This is a genomic window from Gemmiger sp. An120 (assembly GCF_002160955.1).
GTDB lineage: Bacteria > Bacillota > Clostridia > Oscillospirales > Ruminococcaceae > Gemmiger_A > Gemmiger_A avium.
The window spans coordinates 16601-36678 of the sequence record NZ_NFLN01000015.1; the positions used below are offsets into that span (position 1 = coordinate 16601).

Here is a 20078-nt window from a genome sequence, read left to right on the forward strand (position 1 = left end):
TTGTCAGTGCATTACCGGTACAGCGGGCCGTAATGTTTGCAGGCAGCAAAGTCGGCGGCTTCGGTGTCCTGGGTGCCGAATGCCGCCCAGGCGTGAGGCCGGTAGACCTTGTCCTCCGGCAGGTTGTGCAGCGCCACGGGGATGCGCAGCATGGAGGCCAGGGTCACCAGATCGGCACCCACATGGCCGTATACCGTCACGCCGTGGTTGGCGCCCCAGTTGGCCATCACGCTGTATACATCCTTGAACGCGCCCTTGCCGGTCAGGCGGGGCACAAACCAGGTGGTGGGCCAGGTGGGATCGGTGCGCTTGTCGATGGGGGTGTGTACCTCGTCGGGCAGGTGGGCGGTCCAGCCCTCGGCCAGCTGCAGCACAGGGCCCACACCCTCCACGATGTTCACCCGCAGCATGGTAACCGGCATCTCGGCGGCACAGCGGAAGTGGCTGGAGAATCCGCCGCCCCGGAAATATTCGTAGTTGGCACGGCACCAGTCAGTGGCGGCCAGGCAGGCATTCACGTCCTTGTCGGTCATCTCCCAGAAGGGCTTCATCACGTGTTCGCCCTGGTCGTTGGTGGCAGCGCCGCTGCCGTCCAGCGCGGTGGCGCCGGAGTTGATCAGGTGGATAAAGCCATCCTTTGCCACGCCGGTGGGCTTGTGGCCGGTCACCCGCTCGCAGGCCTCCGGGCTCCAGTAGGTGCGCACATCATGGAAGCAGGGCGCGGTGCCGGATACCAGAGTGCCCAGCATCATGGCCACGCCGTTGAGGGTGTCGTTCTCGGTGGCAAAGGGGGTGGGGCGCTTCGGGCCGTTCCAGTCAAAGGTGCTGGCCATGATGGCTTCGGTAAAGTCCGCGTTGGGCAGCCAGTCGGTCCAGTTGCGCTGCCCCTGGAAACCGCCGGCCACCGCGTTTTTGCCCAGCGCCTCCTCGTGCCAGCCCATCTCGTCCAGCTTCGGGTTGCCGTACAGGATATCCCGCATGACCATGGTCATCTTGGTGATGAACTCCCAGTCCTTGTCGGCGGGCACCACCTTGGATTTGGTGATGACCTCGGGCAGGTTCTTGCCGGCGTTGCAGTCAAAGCCCTCCTTGCAGTTGGCCTTGACCCAGGCCAGAGCCCGGTCGTATTCTTCGTGGTCGTAGATCTCCAGGGTGATGCGGCGGATGATCTCGGTCATATCCACCCACTCGGGCCGGATGCCAAAGTATTTCTGGAACATGGCCGCGTCGCAGTAGCTGCCCGCGATGCCCATGGCCACGCCGCCCAGATTCACATAGGCCTTGTTCTTCATCCAGCCAACTGCCACGGCGCAGCGGGCAAACCGCAGAATCTTCTCGGCCGCGTCGGCAGGCACGCTGGTGTCAGCGGCCTCCTGCACATCATGGCCGTAGATGGAGAAAGCGGGCAGACCTTTCTGGGCGTGGGCGGCCAGAACAGCGGCCAGATACACCGCGCCCGGGCGCTCGGTGCCGTTGAATCCCCATACCGCCTTGATGGTGCGGGGGTCCATGTCAAAGGTCTCGCTGCCGTAGCACCAGCAGCGGGTAACGGTCAGGGTGGCCACCACGTTCTCAGTGGTGAACTTGTCAGCGCAGGCAGCGGCCTCCGCACCGCCGCCGATGGTGGTGTCTGCGATGACGCACTGCACCGGGGTGCCGTCGGGATAGCGCAGGTTTTCCTCAATCAGGGCCTTGGCGTTGCGGGCCATAGCCATGGTCTGCTCCTCCAGGCTCTCCCGCACGCCGCCCCAACGGCCGTCGATGGTGGGCCGGATACCAATTTTCGGGCACAGCATCTTGGTTCCCTCCTTATTCGGATAAGATGGTGGTATAGGTTTCATAAGCCTTGTCCCAATCGTTGCGATCACCGGGAGCAAAGCGCTTTACAGGTTCTGTGGCGGCGATAAGGGCGCGGCCGGCGGCGATGTCCGGCAATTCGCCCAGCGCCACCAGCTGGATGAGAATATTGCCCAGCGCGGTGGCTTCCACCGGCCCGGCAATCACCGGGATACCGGCACAGTCAGCCGTCATGCGGCAGAGCAGCCCGTCCTTGGCGCCGCCGCCCAGCACGTGCAGAACGGAAAATTGTTTTCCGGTGGCCCGGCTCAGCTGTTCCAGCGCGAAGCGGTATTTCAGCGCCAGGCTTTCGCAGATGCAGCGCATCACCTGGCCCACGGTTTCCGGCACCGGCTGGCCGGTACGGCGGCAGAATTCCCGCACCCGGCCGGGAATATCCCCCGGCGGGGTGAACAGCGGGTCGTCCGGATCGATGAAGCTGCGCAGAGGTTCGGCGGCCAGGGCCAGCTGCTCCAGCTGGGCGTAGGAGTATTCCTGCCCCTCCCGCCGCCACTGGCGGCGGCTCTCCTGAATCAGCCACAGACCCACGATGTTTTTCAGATAGTTGATCTTACCATTGGCTCCTTGCTCATTGGACAATGCGTCCAGCCGACTGCGCTGTGTCAGGATCGGATTGTCCAACTCGCATCCCAGCAAACTCCAGGTACCGCAGGACAGGAACGCGGCGTTCGCATCCGGTGCCGGCATGGCGGCTACCGCGCATTGGGTGTCGTGCCCGGCCACCGCGATCACCTTGGCGCCCTGGTATTCACCCACCGCCGTGCCGCTGTTCACCCGGGGGGCAAACAGGTGCTCCGGAATCGCAAAGGACTGCAGCACATCCCGGTTCCAGGCGCCGGTGCGGGCATCCAGCATCTGGCTGGTGGAGGCAATGGTGGTTTCGCACACATCCGCCCCGCACAGGGCGTGAGCGAACAGATCCGGCATAAACAGCAGGCGGCGGGCTTTTTCCCAGGTTTCTGCGTCCTGCTCCTGCACCGCCAGCAGCTGGAACAGGGTGTTGATGGCCATAATCTGGCTGCCGGTGGCGGCATACAGGGCATCCGCATCCATCCGGGCCATCGCTTTTTCCACCATGCCCTCGGTGCGGCTGTCCCGGTAGTGCACCGGGTCGCCCAGCAGCTTGCCGTCCTCGTCCAGCAGGCCAAAGTCCACGCCCCAGGTATCAAACCCGATGCTGTCAAACGCACCCGCTTTTTCAATTCCCTGATGCACATTGGCCATCAGGTCGGCAAAATCCCAGCGGAAATGCCCGTCCCGCTCCCGGGGGCAGTTCTCAAAGCGGTGAACTTCTTTATAGGTAAGGTGTCCGTTCTCATATTCCGCCAGGATGGCCCGGCCGCTGGACGCGCCGAAGTCAAAGGCCAGTACCCGCTTCATTCCACCACCCCTTTTTTCAGCAGGATGTTCGCGTAGATGGCGGTTTCTCCGGTGGCCACAATGGCATAGGCCTTTTTTGCGCGCTCATAAAAGGCAAAGCGCTCCATCATTTCAACGTTTTGGGGATCCTCGCCGTTTTTGTTCAGCAAGGTGCGGTAGGTGTCCCAGATCCCTGGTACGCAAGAGTCGCCGGGAACCACCTGCATCAGGGCGGCGGGCTGCTCCACATACTGATCCAGCGGAATCATCCGCAGCACCGCGTCCAGAATTTCCGGTACACCGTGGCCGTCGGCGCGGATAACAATGGCATCTTTGCCCATGTTTTCAGCCGGAAAATTGCCGTCGGCAATCACGATCTCGTCGCCGTGGCCCATCTCGCACAGTACCTTGAGCAGAGCGGGGGACAGGATAGCGGGAACTCCTTTCAGCATGATGATTACCTCAATCCGTTATCAAACTTCTTGTAGCCGGGGTGCCGGCCGGTGACCCGGTAGAAGCCCCGCAGATCAATCAGTTTCTGGATGTTTTCCTGGCTGATGTCGATGCTGCCGCCCAGAATCACCGCATTGATGGTGATCTTGGCCCACAGTTCCAGGCTCTCCATCCGGTAAAACGCCGTGATCACGTCGCTGCCCACCGCCAGTGCGCCGTGGTTTTCCAGCAGCATCACATCGTGCTCTTCCAGATAGGGCTCAATGGCGTCGGGCACTTCGCTGGTGCTGGGGGTGCCGTAGGGGGTCAGGGGCACGCTGCCGATCACCGCCACATCCTCGATCATGTTGTACATATCCATTGCCTTGTGGGCTACGGCAAACCCGGTAGCACCGGGGGGATGAGCATGGATGACGCTCCACACGTCGGGGCGCTTGGCGTAGCAGCGCAGATGCATCTTGATCTCGCTGGAGGGGCGCAGACCCTCGGCGCCTTCCAGAACCTCCCCCTTGTCGTTGATGCGCAGCAGCTTTTCCGGGGTGATGAAGCTCTTGCTCATGCCGGTGGGGGTGCACAGGAAGGTGCCGTCTTCCAGCCGGGCGGATACGTTGCCGTCGTTGGCCGCTACCCAGCCCAGCTGCCAGGTTTTGTGGCAGACGTCGCAGATCTGCTCTTTAATCAGATTGATGTCCATCAGGGGGACACTCCTTTCGTTGCTATCTGATTAGAAGTATATCTGCTTGTACAGTCGGTTGTCTTGATGTATAATCAGATTAAATTGAAGGATATTCACTTTTTGAGGAAACGAGTATGCGTTATCTTGCCAGCCATGAACGGGCCGTGCGCGGCACCTTTGACTTTCCCATTGAACTTTATTATGTAGATCCCACCCATCCCCGCTATGAGATGCCCTTTCATTGGCATATGGAGCATGAGCTGATCCTGGTGCTGCACGGGCAGCTGCATTTGTCGGTGGACGGGCAGCCGTGCGATCTGGGGCCGGGGGACTGCGCCCTGATTGCAGACGGATCAATCCACGGCGGTACCCCGGAGGACTGTATATATGAATGCGTCGTATTCGATCTGGAACGCTTTTTGCCGGGGGCCAGCGTCTGCGGGCAGCGGCTGACCCGTCTGCGGGAAACCGGCGCGCGCCTGGAAGGACATTTCCCGGCCGGAACACAGGCTGCCGAACTGATCAGCGCGCTATTTGAAGCAATGGAAACCGAAAAAGCCGGCTACGAATTCACCACGACCGGCTTGCTGTGGCAGTTTCTGGGGGAGATGCTGGCCCGGCACCTCTACCGCCCGGCAGAGGCGGAATCCCCGCGGGATATCAAGCGCACGCAGGGGATAAAGAATGCCCTGCGGCTGATTCACACCCAGTATTCGGAACCCCTCACGCTGGAGGACCTGTCCCGGCAGGCAGGCCTGTCGCCCAAATATTTCTGCCGTGTTTTCCGCCAGCTGACCGGCCGCACCCCCATTGACTATCTGCTCTATTACCGGGTGGAGTGCGCGGCCGAAATGCTCTGCGCTTCGCAGGACAGCATCACCGATGTAGCGTTGGCCTGCGGCTTTGGGGATGCAGGCTACTTTGACCGGATGTTCCGCCGGTTTAAAGGAAAAACGCCCGGCGAGTTCCGCCGGGCATACGGGACATAAAAATAAGTTACATGCAAAATCCGGAAGCCCCGGCAGGTGCCTCGCCTGTCCGCTTCCGGATTTTTGTTTTAAAAACAGAACAACCTGAGAAATGTGCTCAAAAAGCGTAGAGTAAACTTGCACATATACTTTCTTCAAATCATGGTAAAATCAGAGAAAACACCCAAAAACTATTGCGAAATCCTGTGAACAGGGATACTATGAAGTTGCTTAATTCGGAGTCCGAAATAACGGGTTCGGAGTTCGAAATAAGCCGCCAAGAGAGAAGAAACGAGAGGTTTAACCATATGATTCGTAAACGGGGCTTGCAGGATGTGAAGCGGCGCAACCGCCAGGTCATCATCCAGACAATCCTGGAAAACGATGGCCTGTCCCGGGTGGAGATCGCACAGCGTACAGAACTGTCGCCCAGCACAGTGTCCACCCTGGTGGCGGAACTGATCGGGGAGGGGATCCTCACCGAAAGCGGCAGCCACACCACCACCGCCGGGCGCAGCCGCACCGGCCTGACCATCAACGCGGGATTCGGCGCTGTGGCCGTGGTGGAAATCGGCCGTAAAGAGAGCAGCATGACCATTTTTGATATGGCGCTGCGCCCCCTGGTCACCAGCGTCTTGGCACAGGAATATCTGGCGGGCAATGAACTGTTTGAAACTATTGTGGAGGCCATTCATACCAGCTGCGCCGGCAAACTGCCGCTGGCGGGCATCGGCCTGCTGTTTCAGGAGGATATGCGGGAAAGCGACTTCCACGTAATGTACTCCACCGGCATCGCCTCTGCCAACATCACCCTGAAAGAGGCGCTGACCTCTCAGCTGCGGGTACCGGTGGTGGAAGAGTTTTCTCAAAGCTATACCGTAAAACAGGCCCTGGCGGAACGTCCCGACCCCGCGAAGCGCAACAGCGCCCACGTAAGCGTAGGCTCCAGCGTGGTGGTAAGCGTCACGGTAGAGGGGCGTGCGGTTCCTCTGCGGAAGGATTTTTACAAAGATGCGGTCAAACTGCTGGGGACGCCCCTGTATACCCCCGAGCCGCAGGAGAAAGAGCGCCCGTGGGCCGATCTTCCCGCCCACGCCTGCAATGTCATTGCACTGCTGTGCATGATGTTTTCCCTTAACACCGTTTTTCTCTCCGGATTGGAAGAGGCGGATGCAGTCCGCCGGCTGGAGACCCGGCTGGGAGAAATTCTGGCGAAAGATAGAATGCCCCATATCCAGCTGCTGCGTACAAAGCAGCCGCAGCACTGGAAAGGAGTGTTCGCCCAACGGATCCGAGCGGAGATACTGGCCGCCCAATAAAAAAGGAGGATACTATGGAGTTCAAGAACCTGATCGAAACGAACAAATTCACCCTTGTGGTGAGCCTTCCCTCCAATAATCTGGAGATGGCAAAAGCCGCGCTGGAAGGCGGTGCGCAGGCGGTCAAGGTGCACTGCAACGTATGGCACCGCGCCAGCGGCCATACCTTCGGCACCTACGCGGAAAACCGGGAATTCCTGCGGCAGCTGATCCAGATGGCAGGGGATGTACCGGTAGGTCTGGTGCCCGGCGGTGAGGATGCCTTCATCACCAACGAAGAGCGGCTGGAACTGGAAGAGATGGGCCTGAAATTCTTCAGCTCCTACAGCCATCACCTGCCCTGCTTCATGATGGAAAGCAAGAAGCTGACCAAGATGGTGGCCATTGATTACACCTACAACCAGAATACGCTGGACGCGGTGCGCCATTCGGCCATGGACGTGCTGGAGTGCTCGGTCCAGCCGGGCGAAAACTACGGCACCCCGCTGTGCTACGCAGATATCCTGCGGTACAGCGACATTGCCGACAAGACCGGCAAACCCTGCCTGATCCCCACCCAGCGCAAGATCAAGACCTCTGAAGTGCGGCATCTGTACGAGGCCGGCTGCAAGGCCGTTATGATTGGTGCGATCGTTATGGGCAAAGAGCCCACCGCCGACCAGGTCCGCGCTGCCACCGCCGCTTTCCGTGAAGCCGTGGAGGCCATTTAATCCGGAGCATCCGTGTGAACGGTTGTGAATAAAGGGCGAAAGCCTGAAAGAAGGAGTAGACATTATGTTGCAAGGTTCCCTGATCATTGTGGCCTTTGTCATTATTGCGGCGCTTATGATGACAAAGAAGATCCCCACCCTGCTGGCCCTTCCGCTGATGGCGGTGGTCATCTGTATCATTGCCGGCGTTCCCGCTGTGGGTGTGGACGCGGAAGGCAACAGCATTGGCTGGCTGCAGACTGTGGTGGAAAACGGTACTGTCCGTATGGGCAGCGCTATCATGGCGGTTATCTTCGGCGCCTGGCTGGGGCAGCTGATGAACAAGACCGGCGTCACCGAGAACATCATCAAAAAGAGCGCAGAGCTGGGCGGCGACCGTCCCCTGATCGTGACCCTGATCATGGTTGTGGCCTGTGCTGTGCTGTTCACCACCCTGAGCGGCCTGGGCTCCATCATCATGGTGGGCTCCATCGTGCTGCCCATCCTCATCTCGGTAGGTGTGCCGGCCATGAGCGCCGCCTGCATCTTCCTGATGGCCTTTACCTGCGGCCTGACCTTCAACATCGCCAACTGGAAGACCTTCTCCAGCCTGTTCAGCCTGGATATTGAACAGATCAAGGGCTTCGAGATCTACATGCTGGCTGCCACCGCGGTTGCCACCCTGATCCTGGTGTTCGTTGAGTTCAAGCGCAACGGCGTCAAGTTCGCCTTCTCCGCCCCGGTTTCCGAGCCCACCCCCACCAAGCAGCTGACCGGTGTGCGCGGCGCCCTGGCTATGGTTACCCCGCTGATCCCCATCATCCTGGTGGCTGCGTTCAAGGCCCCTGTCTGCCCCGCCTTCATGGCCGGCATCATCTGGATCCTGGTGTTTACCTCCAAGAGCTTCTCCAAGGCCATGAACACCCTGGTCAAGACCTGCTACGACGGTATCACCGACGGCGGCCCCGCCATCATCCTGATGATCGGCATCGGTATCCTGTACCTGGCTGTGACCCACAGCATGGTCAAGGAAGTGCTCAATCCCTTCCTGCTGGCGGTTGTGCCCTCCAGCCGGATCGGCTACATCATCTTCTTCTCCCTGCTGGCTCCTCTGTCCCTGTACCGTGGTCCCATGAACCTGTTCGGCCTGGGCTCCGGCATTGCGGCGCTGGTCATCGGGCTGGGCACCCTGAGCCCGCTGGCTGTCATGGGCGCCTTCCTCGCGGCCGAGCGTATCCAGGGCTGCGGCGACCCCACCAACACCCAGAACGTCTGGACCGCCAACTTTGTAGAGGTTGACGTGAACGGCATCACCAAGAAGCTGCTGCCTTACCTGTGGGCGGTTGCGGTGATCGGCGTTGTGGTCAGCGCGTTCATCTACTTCTGATTTTTAAAACCGGAACTATTGCCAAGCCGGGATGCCTCTGCGGGGACATCCCGGTCTGGTCCCGGGCTTGAGCCGAAAAGCAGCCTTTTCGGTTGAACCTCAGGACCAGAAAAAGAAAAACGTGGAGGTCATCTTATGAAAGTTCGCATTGGCATTGACGTGGGCGGCACCTTTACCGATGCCGTCGCCATTGACAACGACACCTATGAGGTGATCGGCGTCGTAAAAACTCCCACCACCCACGACGCAAAGGAAGGCGTTGCGGCCGGTATCATTCAGGTGCTGCACAAGGTTATGGAGCAGTGCCACATCGCGCCGGAGGACGTGGTTTTCATCGCCCACGGCACCACCCAGGCCACCAACGCGCTGCTGGAAGGCGACGTGGCCAAGGTGGGCGTGATCACCCTGGGCCAGGGCCTGCAGGGCGCCAAGAGCAAAGGCGATACCACCATCGGTGATATCGAGCTGGCCCCCGGTAAGTTCCTGCGCTCGGAGAACAGCTATGTGGATACCTCCGCTGCGGACCTGGACGGTGCCATCCGCCAGGCGCTGGAAGAGCTGAAAAACCGCGGCTGCACCAGCTTTGTGGCGGCCGAAGCGTTCAGCGTGGATGATCCCGCCAAGGAAAACCGCACGGTGGAACTGTGCCGGGAAGCCTCGCTGCCCGGTACCGCCACCAACGATATCTCCAAACTGTACGGCCTCAAGATCCGTACCCGCACGGCGGTGGTCAACGCCAGCATCATGCCCAAGATGCTGGAAGCGGCTACCATGACCGACGAGAGCATCAAGGCCGCCAACATCGAAAGCCCGCTGATGGTTATGCGGTGCGACGGCGGCGTTATGACGGTGGACGAGGTGCGCAACCGCCCGATCCTGACCATTCTGTCCGGCCCCGCGGCGGGCGTGGCAGGCGCGCTGATGTATGAAAAACTCACCGACGGCATCTTCTTTGAGGTGGGCGGCACCTCCACCGATATCTCCTGCGTAAAGGACGGCAAGGTCATGATCCGGTACGCCGAAGTAGGCGGCCACAAGACCTATCTGAACAGCCTGGATGTGCGCACCGTAGGCATCGGCGGCGGCAGTATGGTGGAGATCAAGAACGGCAAAGCCGTGAACACCGGCCCCCGCAGCGCCCACATCGCCGGTCTGGACTACGAAGTCTACACCCCGGCGGAGAAGATCGTGGAGCCGAAACTGGTTTCCGTCCGTCCGATGGAGGGCGACCCGGAGTATGCCTGCATCGAGTGTGCCGGCGGTGTCCGGGTAGCGCTGACCATGGCGGGCGCGGCCAACCTGGCGGGCTTTGTCCGCCCGGAGGACTACGCCTACGGCAATGTGGAGGCCGCCCGCAAGGCCTGGCAGCCCCTGGCGGACAATATGGGCTGCACCGTGGAGGAAGCCGCCCGGAAGGTGCTGGACTACGCGGCCGCCAAAAACAGCAAGGTTGCCGCCCAACTGCTCAAGGACTATGACATGGATCCGCGGCATACCGTCTTTGTGGGCGGCGGCGGCGGTGCGGCCACCGTGGTGCCTCACCTGGCACAGACCATGGGCCATAAATCCTACATCGCCAAAAACGCGCCGGTCATCTCCACCATCGGCGTGGCGCTGGCCATGGTGCGGGACATGGTGGAACGCAGCGTGACCAACCCCACCGAGGACGACATCATCAGCGTCCGGCGTGAAGCGGAACTCAAAGCCATCCAGAACGGCGCGGCCCCCGGCACTGTGGAGGTCAGCGTAGAGGTGGATACCCAGCGCAACATTGTGCGGGCCATCGCCGTGGGCGCCACCGAGATGCGCAGCAAGGACCGGATGAACCAGAAACTGGACCAGGAAAAGCTGCTGGAGATTGTAGCCGAGAATCTGGACGCTCCGAAGTCGGAACTGAAGGTGGCCGCCCAGAACGGCGTGATGTATGCGGTGCAGTATACCAAGGTGGAAAAGAAGCTGTTCGGTCTTGTGAAGAAGAGCAGCAACCAGCTTCGTCTGATCGACGAGGAGGGCGTAATCCGCCTGCAGAAAAACAACGCCTGGGTGCGCCAGACCACGGTGGCCCAGTGGGAAAAGGACCTGGCCTGGATCCTGGAAGAGCTGACCGAATACAACGACGGCGGCACCAACCTGCCCAACGTGTATGTGGTGCTGGGCAAGCGGATTATTGACCTGTCCGGCCTGCAGAGCCCGGAGCAGATTGCCAGCCTGGGCAATGTGGAACTGGCGGGCTGCCGGCAGGAAGAGCCCCTGATTCTGGCGGCCACCAAGCGGGTGGACGCGTAATGCCGGAGGATGCGATGGAAGAATTCCGCTTTCCCTTTCCCGGCCGGGAACTGGCCGACAAGGAACTGACCTATGATCCCTGCTATGCCCGCGTTCCGGAGCAGGACCGCGCCGCCATTGTGGAAAAAGCCTGGCAGAAAGGCAGCGCGGCCGCGCGGGAGGTGTTCCGGCGGCAGAACGGGTCGGGGGATTTCCGGGCCATTGTGCAGAACAGCGGGCTGCAGCTGAACGAAAAGGACAGCGACTTCGTGGCGGGCGGTCAGCGCTATTTCAGCGATTATATCTCCGGCCAGAAGTGCGTCAACCTGTATCGCAAAGCCATTGAACTGTGGGCACAGCAGAATGCCCTGGACTATGAAACCGCGGTGAATCTGATCCTCAGCCATGAGTATTTCCACTTCCTCGAGGTCACCGAACTGGGCCTTACCAGCCGGGACTATACCGTCCCTATGGTACAGATTGGCCCGGTTCGGCTGGGGAAGACCGGGCTGCGCGCCCTTTCGGAGATCGGCGCGCATGCCTTTGCCCGTACCTATCACGACCTGCTGCGGCAGAAGGAGGCGCAAGAAGATGGAACTGAACTATGAAGTGGTCATTATCGGCGGCGGTCCGGCCGGTGTTACGGCGGCGATCGCTGCTGCCCGGCGGGGTGCCAGGGTGCTGCTGGTGGAACAGAGCGGCTACCTGGGCGGTTCGCTCACCGGCGCGGGAGTAGGCCCTCAGATGACCTTCCATGCCGGCGATACCCAGGTGGTGCGCGGCATTCCGGACGAAATTGTGGAACGCATGAAAGCCAAAGGCTTTTCACCCGGCCATATGGAGGACTTTGTGGGGTATGCCAGCAGCATCACCCCCTTTGATGCCGAGGGCCTTAAACTGGTGCTGGAGGAGATGGCACTGGAAGCCGGTGTGCAGCTGCTTTACCACACGGTATATACCGGCTGCCAGGTGCAGGATGGGCGGATCACTTCCGTTACCCTCTATGCAAAGAACGGATTCTTTACCGTAACCGCCGATGTTTTCCTGGATTGCAGCGCCGACGCCGACCTGGCCACCCATGCGGGTGTTTCCAGCGTCTACGGCCGCGACAAGGACAACCTGGCCCAGCCCATGACCATGAACATCAAGGTCGGCGGTGTGGACCGGGAAAAGGTCATGGAGTACGTGCGCACCCATCCGGACGACATGCTGGCTACCATTCCCTTTGATCATCTGGACAAGATCCCCCGCACCGGTATCCAGGGTGCCTATTCGGTGATCCGCGCGGCCAAGGAAGCCGGCGAATTCAACGTGGACCGGGATATGGTGCTCTGCTTTGAAACCAATACCCCCGGTGAGTTCATCCTGAACATGTCCCGCATCGTGCAGCATTCGGCGGTAGACCCGTTCCAGCTTACCGATGCGGAGATCGAGGGCCGCCGTCAGGCCCATCAGATCGCAGCGTTTATGCGCCATCACATTCCCGGCTTCGAAAACTGCCGCATCCTTTCCACCGGGCCCAACATCGGCATCCGGGAAAGCCGCAAGATCAACGGCTGCTACAAGCTGACCGCCCAGGATCTGCTGAGCAACCGGATGTTCCCGGACGCGGTCGCCATGGGCGGCTACCCCATCGACATCCATTCGCCGGACGGCGCCACCATGAAACACGAATACCTGAAACCGGGCAGCTGGTACTCGGTGCCCTATGGCTGTCTGGTCGTCCATGAGGTGGAAAACTTGATCGTGGCGGGCCGCTGCATCAGCACTACCCACGAAGCCTGTGCCGCTATCCGGGTAACCCCCATTGTGATGGCGGTTGGCCAGGCAGCGGGTACCGCCGCCGCCCAGAGCGTGCAGACCGGCCAGCCCGCCAATCAGCTGGATACCGACCGGCTGCGGGAAACCCTGCGGCAGGACGGCGCATTCCTGGATGAATATGCGGGGTGAGAGACGTGCCGGTATACGATGAGGAGGGCGGCCCTTCCCGGGCTGCCGCCAAAGGGGAAAACCTGGTTTTTCTGATCGGGGATTCCATACGGATGGGGTTTCAGCCCTATCTGCAGCGTGCTCTGGAAGGGCAGGCCACGTTGGTGGCCCCGGAGGAAAACTGCCGCTATACCCAGTACACCTACACCAGCCTGGCGGGCTGGAAAGAACTCGTGGCCGATCCCGCGGCCGTGCGGCTGGTATACTGGAACAATGGCCACTGGGATGTCGCCCATTGGGACGGCGATCCGCAGCCGCTGAACACCGAGCCGGAATACGCCGCTATGCTGGTGCGCATTTGCGGGCGCTTGCAGCGGTATTTCCCCAACGCAAAAATCCTGTTTGCCACGACCACACCGCCCAACCCGAACGGCACCATGGGTCCGAACCCCCGCAGCCGGGCGGAGATTGCCCGCTATAACCAGGCGGCCAAAGCGGCACTGCTGCCGCTGGGGGTAGAGGTGGACGACCTGTACGTATTCCTGCAGGACTGGGGCGAAGCAGAATACGCGGATTACGTTCATCTGACGGAGCGCGGGTTTGAGCGCCTGGGCCGCCATGTGGCGGAAACGATCCGGAACGCTCTGAACCGATAAAAGCAGCCGTTTCCGCAAGCAACCGAATTGACGATTGAGAAGAGAGGCTATTTCATGAAACGTTCCGAAATCAATAAAGCCCTCCGGGAACTGGAGGCAATGTGCCAGAAATACTGCTGTTACCTGCCGCCTTTCTGCCATTTCACCCCGGAGCAGTGGCAGACCCTGGGCCACGAGTACGACGAAGTGCGGGACTGTATGCTGGGCTGGGACATCACCGACTACGGTATGGGCGATTTTGACCGGGTGGGCTTTTCCCTCATTACCCTGCGCAACGGCAACCGGGCCATGGCGGACAAGTATCCCAAGGTCTACGCGGAAAAGCTGCTGTATCTGAAAGAGGGCCAGTATGCCCCGAACCATTTCCACTGGTTCAAAACCGAAGACATCATCAACCGGGGCGGCGGCAATGTGCTGATCCGGGTATACAACAGCCTGCCGGACGAGTCCATTGACTACGAATCGGATGTGACCGTCCACACCGATGGCCGCACCTATACGGTACCGGCCGGCACCCAGATCCGGCTGACACCGGGGGAGAGCATCCATGTACAGCAGTATCTGTACCACGACTTCACGGTAGAAGAGGGCACCGGCCCGGTGCTGCTGGGTGAGGTCAGCCAGTGCAACGATGACAACACCGACAATCGCTTTGAGCCGCCGGTAGGCCGTTTCCCCACCATCGAAGAGGATGAGCCGCCCTACCGCCTTCTGTGCAACGAGTATCCGGCAGCAAAGTGAGGTGGCGGCATGACTGACGTAGTGGCATTGGGCGAACTCCTCATCGATTTTACCTGTATCGGCTCGGATGCGGACGGGTACCCCACCATGGCGGCCCATCCCGGCGGGGCTCCCGCCAATTATCTGGCCGCGCTGGCCCGGTTCGGCGCGCATACCGCTCTGCTGGGCAAGGTAGGGGAGGATACGTTCGGCCGTCTGCTCATCGGTACGCTGCGCAAGGCCGGGGTGGAAACCCGGGGCATTGCAGCGGATGCAGCGACCTTTACCACCCTCGCGTTCGTTACGCTGGACAGCACCGGCAACCGGGAATTTTCCTTTGCCCGCAAACCCGGCGCGGATACCTGCCTGTCTTTTGAAGAACTGGATCTGTCCTTGCTGGACGAGGCCAAGGTCCTTCACTTCGGCACCCTGTCCCTTACAAACGAACCGGCCCGATCGGCTACCCGCAAAGCGGTGGAGTACGCAAAAGCAAAGGGCAAGCTGATCAGCTATGACCCCAACCTGCGCAAACCCCTCTGGTCCAGCCTGGAGGAAGCCCGTACCCAGCTGCTCTGGGGCCTTTCTCAGGCGGACGTGGTAAAAATCAGTGACGAAGAGGTGGAGTTCCTCTTTGGCCTTGGCCCGGAGGAAGGCGCCCGGCATATCCTCAGCCAGTACGGGGTAAAGCTGGTCTTTGTAACCTGCGGCGGTGAAGGCTGCGTGTTCAAAAATCAGAACGCCGAGGGCCGGGTCCCGGCGCTCAGCGGCATCACGGTGGTGGATACCACCGGCGCAGGGGATATCTTCGGCGGCAGCGCAATGTGGAAACTGCTGTCGCTGGGCAAATCTCCCGAGACCCTGAACGCCGACGAACTGCGCCAGGTGGTCCGCTTCGCCTGCACCAGTGCGGGCCTTTCCACCACCCGCCCCGGCGGCATCTCCAGCGTCCCGGCATACAGCGAGGTTATCCGCCGCCTGGAAGAAGAATAAAAAAATAACCCCACCGCCTTACGAGCCGAAACGCTCGCCGGGCGGTGGGGTTGCTTTTTATGGTTTACAGCGCCAGCCCGAATCCCACATACAGAACCGTGGACAGGGCGGCTACCACCAGCGCGTAGGGCAGCTGGGTCTTAACATGAGAGAACAGGTCCGTGCCCACCGACATGGAGGACAGGATGGTGGTGTCCGAAATGGGGGAACAGTGGTCGCCAAAGATGCCGCCGGAGATCACGGCGCCAATGGTCAGCAGCATGTTGGCATCCATGGCCGCCGCCATGGGGATAGCAATGGGCATCATGATGGAGAAGGTGCCCCAGCTGGTGCCGGTGGCGAACGCCATCACCGCGCCCAGCACGAAAATGATCGCGGGGCAGAACGCGCCGCTGATCTGGTCGCCAATCAGGCTGGCCAGGAACAGGCCGGTCTCCAGCTGCTTGACCACCGCACCGATGGCAAAGGCCAGAACCAGCAGGCAGACCAGATTGATCATGTTGCTGACACCTTTCAGCAGATAGTCGCTGAACTGCTTGCCGGTCATGATCTTCTGCCGGGTGTACAGCACGGCCATGAACAGCAGGGTAACGATCACCGAGTACAGAATCGCCGTGGTACCGCTGCCGTTGATGATGCTGCCGCCGCCGGTGACAAACAGCCCGATAAAGGTGCCGCCGATCAGCACGATCAGGGGCAGAATCATGTTCCATTTGTTCCCCTGGCCGGCAGGCACCAGACGCTCGATGCCGTCCCGGTCGTTCAGCAGGGGAGTGACCCCCTCGTCGTATAAAGCGCCAGTGGTTTGCACCCGCTGCTCGGCCCGCTTCATGGGCCCCCAGTCCTTGCCGGTCAGAATGTAGAACAGCACAAACACCAAAGACAGAATGCTGTAGAACTGGAAGGGCAGGCTCTCAACCAGCAGGGTCATCGGATCGCCGGAGATGAACCCGGCGGTGATCTCCGCCGCAATCAGTCCCATAAGCATCGCGCCCCAGGAGTTCAGCGGAATGATCGCGTTTACCGGGGCAGAGGTCGCGTCGCAGATGTAGGCCAGCTTTTCCCGGGATACCTTGTATTTGTCGATCAGCGGGCGGGTCACAACGCCGGTGAACATAATGCTCAGCAGTCCGTCAATAAAGATCAGGATACCGATGCCGTAGGCAATCAGCATGGCGGCCCGCTTGCTTTTTACCTTCCGGCTCTGCACCGTCAGGTAGTTTACAAACCCATCCACACCGCCGGACACTTCCACCATAATAACAAAAGCGCCCATCAAAGCGGTAAACAGAAAGGTTTTCAGGTTGCCGGTATCGCTGCATACGTTCAGAATCTCATTGACGGTGGCGTCCAGGGCCAGAAACGGGTTCCAGCCAAACAGGATCATTTCACCGGAAAAGATACCGATCAGCAGCGCCAGCGCCACCTTCCGGAAAGCAACCGCCGCCACAATCGCGATAATCGGCGGTAGCAGGGTCAAAAATCCATATTCCATAACGATTCCTCCTGATTTTCTTACTCCTCGTATTGACTGAACAGGGAACCAAATCCGCCGGTATGCAGATAGCATACCGCGCCGGTGGCTTTTCCCGTCCGCACCCAGTCTTCCATACCCACCAGCACCTTGCTGGTGTATACGTTTTCAATAAAGATACCTTCCATCCGGGCAAAGGCTGCCACCATTTCAGCGCTGTCCGGGGTGTTGATTCCCCAGCCGCCGCCCCGGTACTGGTCGGTAATGGTGCACAGCTGGTGCACCGGCGCGGGACAAGGCAGTCCGGTAATGGCTTCCGCCTGCCGGATCACCGTTTCCATATGGGCCTCCAGCACGGGGGCTTCATCCTCCACGCTTACCACCACAATCCGGAAAGGACCGCCCAGCAGCGCGTTGCCGTAAACCAGCCCGGCGGCCACGCCGCCGTTGCCTCCCGGGGCAAACAACGTCAGGGACGAAATCCCCATCTCCCGGCACTGTTTCTGCAACTCCACGGCGGCGGCCGCGTATCCCAGTGCCCCGCAGCCGGTGGATGCGCCGTTGCGCACAACAAAAGGCCGGCGTCCCTGCTGGCGGTATTGTTCGCTCAGTTTCTCCATCCAGACGTTGCGCTCCTCCCCGGAGACAGGCCCGAGAAAATGAGAGCGTACCCCCAGCAGGCGATTCAGCAGCAGATTGCCCCGGGCCTGTTCGGGGCGGTCACTGTTGTGCACCAGCTCGCAGGCCAGCCCCAGCCGGGCGCAGACAGCGGCCGTCAGGGTGCAGAGATTGGACTGTTCCGGTCCGGCTGCCAGCACGCAGTCACAGCCTTCCGCCATCGCCTGGCCAAGCAAAAATTCCAGACTGCGGATCTTGTTTCCACCCGGCCCGATGCCGGTCATGTCATCCCGCTTGATCAGCGGCTGCACACCGGGCTGTACACAAAAACGGGCCATGGGATGCAGCGGTGTAGGGCCGGGCAGCAGCTGTGCGCGGGGTACCTTTGCCAGAAATTCCTCCAGCGGTTCCATCGATCTGATTTCCTTTCAAATATAATGCATTAGCATTATAGCAAGATGAAGTAGTAAAGTCAAAGGGAATTGCAGCGGCCTTGACATTCGATGGCGTGACGGGTAAACTGAAGATAAATTTATATGAATAAAATGGGAGGGAAACGAATGGGTGAGATCAAAATCTTTGATTCAGAACTGCTGGTAATGGAGTATCTGTGGGAGAACGGCCCCTGCCTGGCCGCGGATCTGGCTGAGGAATTTTTGAAGCGATATAACTGGAAAAAAAGCACTACCTATATCGTTCTCAAGCGCCTGGAGGGTAAAGGCGCCATCTCCCGGGAGTACCCCAAATACAATGTTACCGCCATTGTGTCCCGCCAGCAGGTGCAGAGTGCCGAAACCAATACGCTGGTGGACCGGATGTTTGGCGGCAGTTTTGCCAGTCTGTTTGCAAACTTTTTGAATTCGGGGCAGCTCTCGGATAAAACGCTGGATGAGCTGCAGGCCCTGATTGACGAAAAACGAACCAAAAACTGAGAGGCAGGGCGTCACAACAACCATGGAACTGTTTGTTTCCATCCTGAATATGAGCATTGCCTCAAGCGTGTTGTTTTTGCTCGTGCTGCTGCTGCGCAGATTGCTGCGTGGTCTTGGCAGCGCGGGCTTTTTGTATCTTCTCTGGCTGCCGCTTTTGTTCCGTATGCTGGTGCCCTATTCGCTGCCCAGCCCGGCCAGCCTGTTCAATCTGTTTGGGAAATCCCTGTCCACGCCCGGCGGCGTCCTGCTTTCGGTAACGTATTTTGATCCTCAGCAGCCGGTACTGCAAAGCGTGGCAGGCGGTGAGCATCTGGTTACAAAAGAACTGCTGGGATTTGCCGCCGGTCTGTGGGCTGCTGTGGCGGTGATACAGGCGGTATGGGTGCTGGCGCGGTATTTCCTGCTGCGCAAAAAGCTGGCCCATGGCCGCAGCGCCGACCTCACGGCCATGGAGTCCCTGTTTGCCCGTGCAACAGGGGGAAAACGGGTTCCGGTAATCTACACCACGGCGGTAGCGGCGCCCCTGGTATTTGGCTTTCTTCACCCGAAGATCGCACTGCCTGTCAAGATGCAGGGGCAGACGGAGGGCACCGAGTATATTCTGCTGCATGAACTGACCCATGTGCGCCGCCGGGATTACATGGTTCTGCAGCTGTTTACAGCGGCGGCGATCCTCCATTGGTTCAATCCGCTGGCCTGGCTGGCCCGGCGGCTTATGATCCAGGATATGGAGGCCGCCTGCGATGAGCGTGTACTGGGGCTTCTGAACTCGGACCGGCGGGTGGAGTATGCCCAGACCCTGCTGAACTGGGCGGATACCCGCCGGCATTCTCTGCAGTACGCGAATTTTGGCCGAAGTGCGGCCAAACAGCGGATCCTGCGGGCGCTGAACTGGCAGCAGCTGCCGCCGTGGGCAGAAATGGTGCTGGCGGTGGTGGTCTGCGGGGTGTTTACCTGTGCCCTGACCAATCCCGTGCTGGCGGATGGCCATTACCTGCCGGTATCCTCGCCCTTTGTGAGGGAGCAGCAGCGGGAGATGTTCCGTTCTGCCGCCCGGCAGCTGGTTACGGCGCTGGAAACCGGTGACGCCGCGCAGTTGGCGCAGCTTGCCAGCATGGATCCGGCCTATTACGAGCCGGTGTATGCGCCGCTTGGCGGTGTGCATCTGCGTGTGGAGGATGCGCGGCTTTACTGCAACAGCAACCATTCGGCGGAGGTGTACCTGACGGTGGAGGTGCTGGAGGGCGGCGGTGTGTACAGCGAGGGCGAAGGCGTGCTGGTGGCCCGCCTGTCCCAAACCGGGTATCGGGATGAGCCGTTTGTCACCTGCCTGATGCCCCAGAAAAAGTACGAGGATATCCGCCTGCTGGAGGACACAAACGAAGCGGTGCGTCTGGCAGTACGCCTGGCCGGCAGCCTGGACGGGGGCGGAGAGGACAAAAGCTTTACCGCCGGTGGACTTTCGCCCGTGACGGTGGCAAAGGTGTGCATGCAGAGCGCTATAGCCGACAAAGGGGAAACTTCCCCATTTACCCGGGAACGCATGGCGCAGCTGGCAAACGAGTATTTTGCCATTGATGGCTTTTTCTGTGATGACCCGGCGGTATACGACGCGGCCGCCGATTGCTATTACCTTTCTGAATTAGAGAGGGAAGCCTGCTACCCGGTGGAGTTTGCCCAGGCTGAAAATGGGCATACCACCGTTACAGTGGAAAGCTACCGGGATCCCATGAGCGTATTTCCCGAAACAAAGCTGGAATGCCAGCTGACCAAAGTAGCCTGATTT

At 60.2% G+C, this 20078-nt stretch carries 18 protein-coding genes; 12 read left to right on the plus strand and 6 right to left on the minus strand.

Going from position 1 to position 20078, the window contains the following annotated elements; all coding sequences use genetic code 11:
* Positions 1-11: 11 nt before the first annotated feature.
* From B5E65_RS11820 to B5E65_RS11835, 4 genes are read right to left on the minus strand one after another with little or no spacing between them, the layout of a single operon-like run.
* Positions 12-1796, minus strand: coding sequence for an L-fucose isomerase (locus B5E65_RS11820; protein ID WP_087171975.1), 1785 nt, complete (start codon positions 1794-1796; stop codon positions 12-14).
* A gap of 13 nt (positions 1797-1809) precedes the next feature.
* Positions 1810-3237, minus strand: coding sequence for a rhamnulokinase (locus B5E65_RS11825; RefSeq protein ID WP_087171976.1), 1428 nt, complete (start codon positions 3235-3237; stop codon positions 1810-1812).
* Positions 3234-3668 carry an L-fucose mutarotase gene (gene fucU / locus B5E65_RS11830; RefSeq protein ID WP_087171977.1) on the minus strand — a complete coding sequence of 145 codons (435 nt, stop codon included), beginning with the start codon at positions 3666-3668 and terminating at the stop codon, positions 3234-3236. The genes B5E65_RS11825 and fucU overlap by 4 nt, the downstream gene beginning before the upstream one ends.
* Before the next feature lie 5 nt (positions 3669-3673).
* Positions 3674-4363 (minus strand): class II aldolase/adducin family protein, encoded by a 690-nt coding sequence (locus tag B5E65_RS11835; protein ID WP_087171978.1) that lies wholly within the window; start codon positions 4361-4363, stop codon positions 3674-3676.
* A 116-nt stretch (positions 4364-4479) separates the two neighbouring features.
* On the opposite strand from B5E65_RS11835, the gene B5E65_RS11840 reads away from it, so the two are divergent.
* The 10 genes from B5E65_RS11840 to B5E65_RS11885 all read left to right on the plus strand — a co-directional run bounded on the left by B5E65_RS11840 (position 4480) and on the right by B5E65_RS11885 (position 15268).
* On the plus strand, positions 4480-5334 hold the full coding sequence (locus B5E65_RS11840) for an AraC family transcriptional regulator (RefSeq protein WP_087171979.1): 855 nt from the start codon (positions 4480-4482) through the stop codon (positions 5332-5334).
* 287 nt (positions 5335-5621) lie between these two features.
* Complete coding sequence (locus B5E65_RS11845) at positions 5622-6632, plus strand: winged helix-turn-helix domain-containing protein (protein WP_158098589.1); 1011 nt, start codon at positions 5622-5624, stop codon at positions 6630-6632.
* A gap of 14 nt (positions 6633-6646) precedes the next feature.
* Entirely contained in the window at positions 6647-7342 is a 696-nt protein-coding gene (locus B5E65_RS11850) for a hypothetical protein (protein WP_087171981.1), read from the plus strand.
* Between the two features lie 64 nt (positions 7343-7406).
* Complete coding sequence (locus tag B5E65_RS11855) at positions 7407-8708, plus strand: C4-dicarboxylate ABC transporter (protein WP_087171982.1); 1302 nt, start codon at positions 7407-7409, stop codon at positions 8706-8708.
* A 135-nt stretch (positions 8709-8843) separates the two neighbouring features.
* Positions 8844-10994 carry a hydantoinase/oxoprolinase family protein gene (locus B5E65_RS11860; protein ID WP_087171983.1) on the plus strand — a complete coding sequence of 717 codons (2151 nt, stop codon included), beginning with the start codon at positions 8844-8846 and terminating at the stop codon, positions 10992-10994.
* A gap of 14 nt (positions 10995-11008) precedes the next feature.
* The gene (locus B5E65_RS11865) at positions 11009-11581 is read left to right on the plus strand and encodes a hypothetical protein (RefSeq protein WP_087172015.1); all 573 of its coding nucleotides are present in this window, start codon (positions 11009-11011) and stop codon (positions 11579-11581) included.
* A complete protein-coding gene (locus tag B5E65_RS11870) occupies positions 11565-12923 on the plus strand; it encodes an FAD-dependent oxidoreductase (RefSeq protein ID WP_087171984.1) in 1359 nt (452 codons plus the stop codon). The genes B5E65_RS11865 and B5E65_RS11870 overlap by 17 nt, the downstream gene beginning before the upstream one ends.
* Positions 12920-13558, plus strand: a complete 639-nt coding sequence (locus tag B5E65_RS11875) for an SGNH/GDSL hydrolase family protein (protein ID WP_087171985.1) — start codon at positions 12920-12922, stop codon at positions 13556-13558. The genes B5E65_RS11870 and B5E65_RS11875 overlap by 4 nt, the downstream gene beginning before the upstream one ends.
* Before the next feature lie 54 nt (positions 13559-13612).
* A complete protein-coding gene (locus B5E65_RS11880) occupies positions 13613-14299 on the plus strand; it encodes a D-lyxose/D-mannose family sugar isomerase (RefSeq protein ID WP_087171986.1) in 687 nt (228 codons plus the stop codon).
* A 9-nt stretch (positions 14300-14308) separates the two neighbouring features.
* On the plus strand, positions 14309-15268 hold the full coding sequence (locus B5E65_RS11885; protein WP_087171987.1) for a carbohydrate kinase family protein: 960 nt from the start codon (positions 14309-14311) through the stop codon (positions 15266-15268).
* Positions 15269-15332: 64 nt separating this feature from the next.
* Here B5E65_RS11885 and B5E65_RS11890 read toward each other — a convergent pair whose 3' ends face one another.
* On the minus strand, positions 15333-16763 hold the full coding sequence (locus B5E65_RS11890; protein WP_087171988.1) for a Na+/H+ antiporter NhaC family protein: 1431 nt from the start codon (positions 16761-16763) through the stop codon (positions 15333-15335).
* A 20-nt stretch (positions 16764-16783) separates the two neighbouring features.
* Complete coding sequence (locus B5E65_RS11895; RefSeq protein WP_087171989.1) at positions 16784-17773, minus strand: 1-aminocyclopropane-1-carboxylate deaminase/D-cysteine desulfhydrase; 990 nt, start codon at positions 17771-17773, stop codon at positions 16784-16786.
* A 147-nt stretch (positions 17774-17920) separates the two neighbouring features.
* Between B5E65_RS11895 and B5E65_RS11900 the strand changes: the two genes are divergently transcribed.
* Together B5E65_RS11900 and B5E65_RS11905 are read left to right on the plus strand one after the other, a co-directional pair.
* On the plus strand, positions 17921-18292 hold the full coding sequence (locus tag B5E65_RS11900) for a BlaI/MecI/CopY family transcriptional regulator (RefSeq protein ID WP_158098590.1): 372 nt from the start codon (positions 17921-17923) through the stop codon (positions 18290-18292).
* Positions 18293-18314: 22 nt separating this feature from the next.
* Positions 18315-20075: a M56 family metallopeptidase gene (locus B5E65_RS11905; protein ID WP_087171991.1), complete on the plus strand. Its 1761-nt coding sequence runs from the start codon at positions 18315-18317 to the stop codon at positions 20073-20075.
* The last annotated feature ends 3 nt before the right edge of the window (positions 20076-20078 follow it).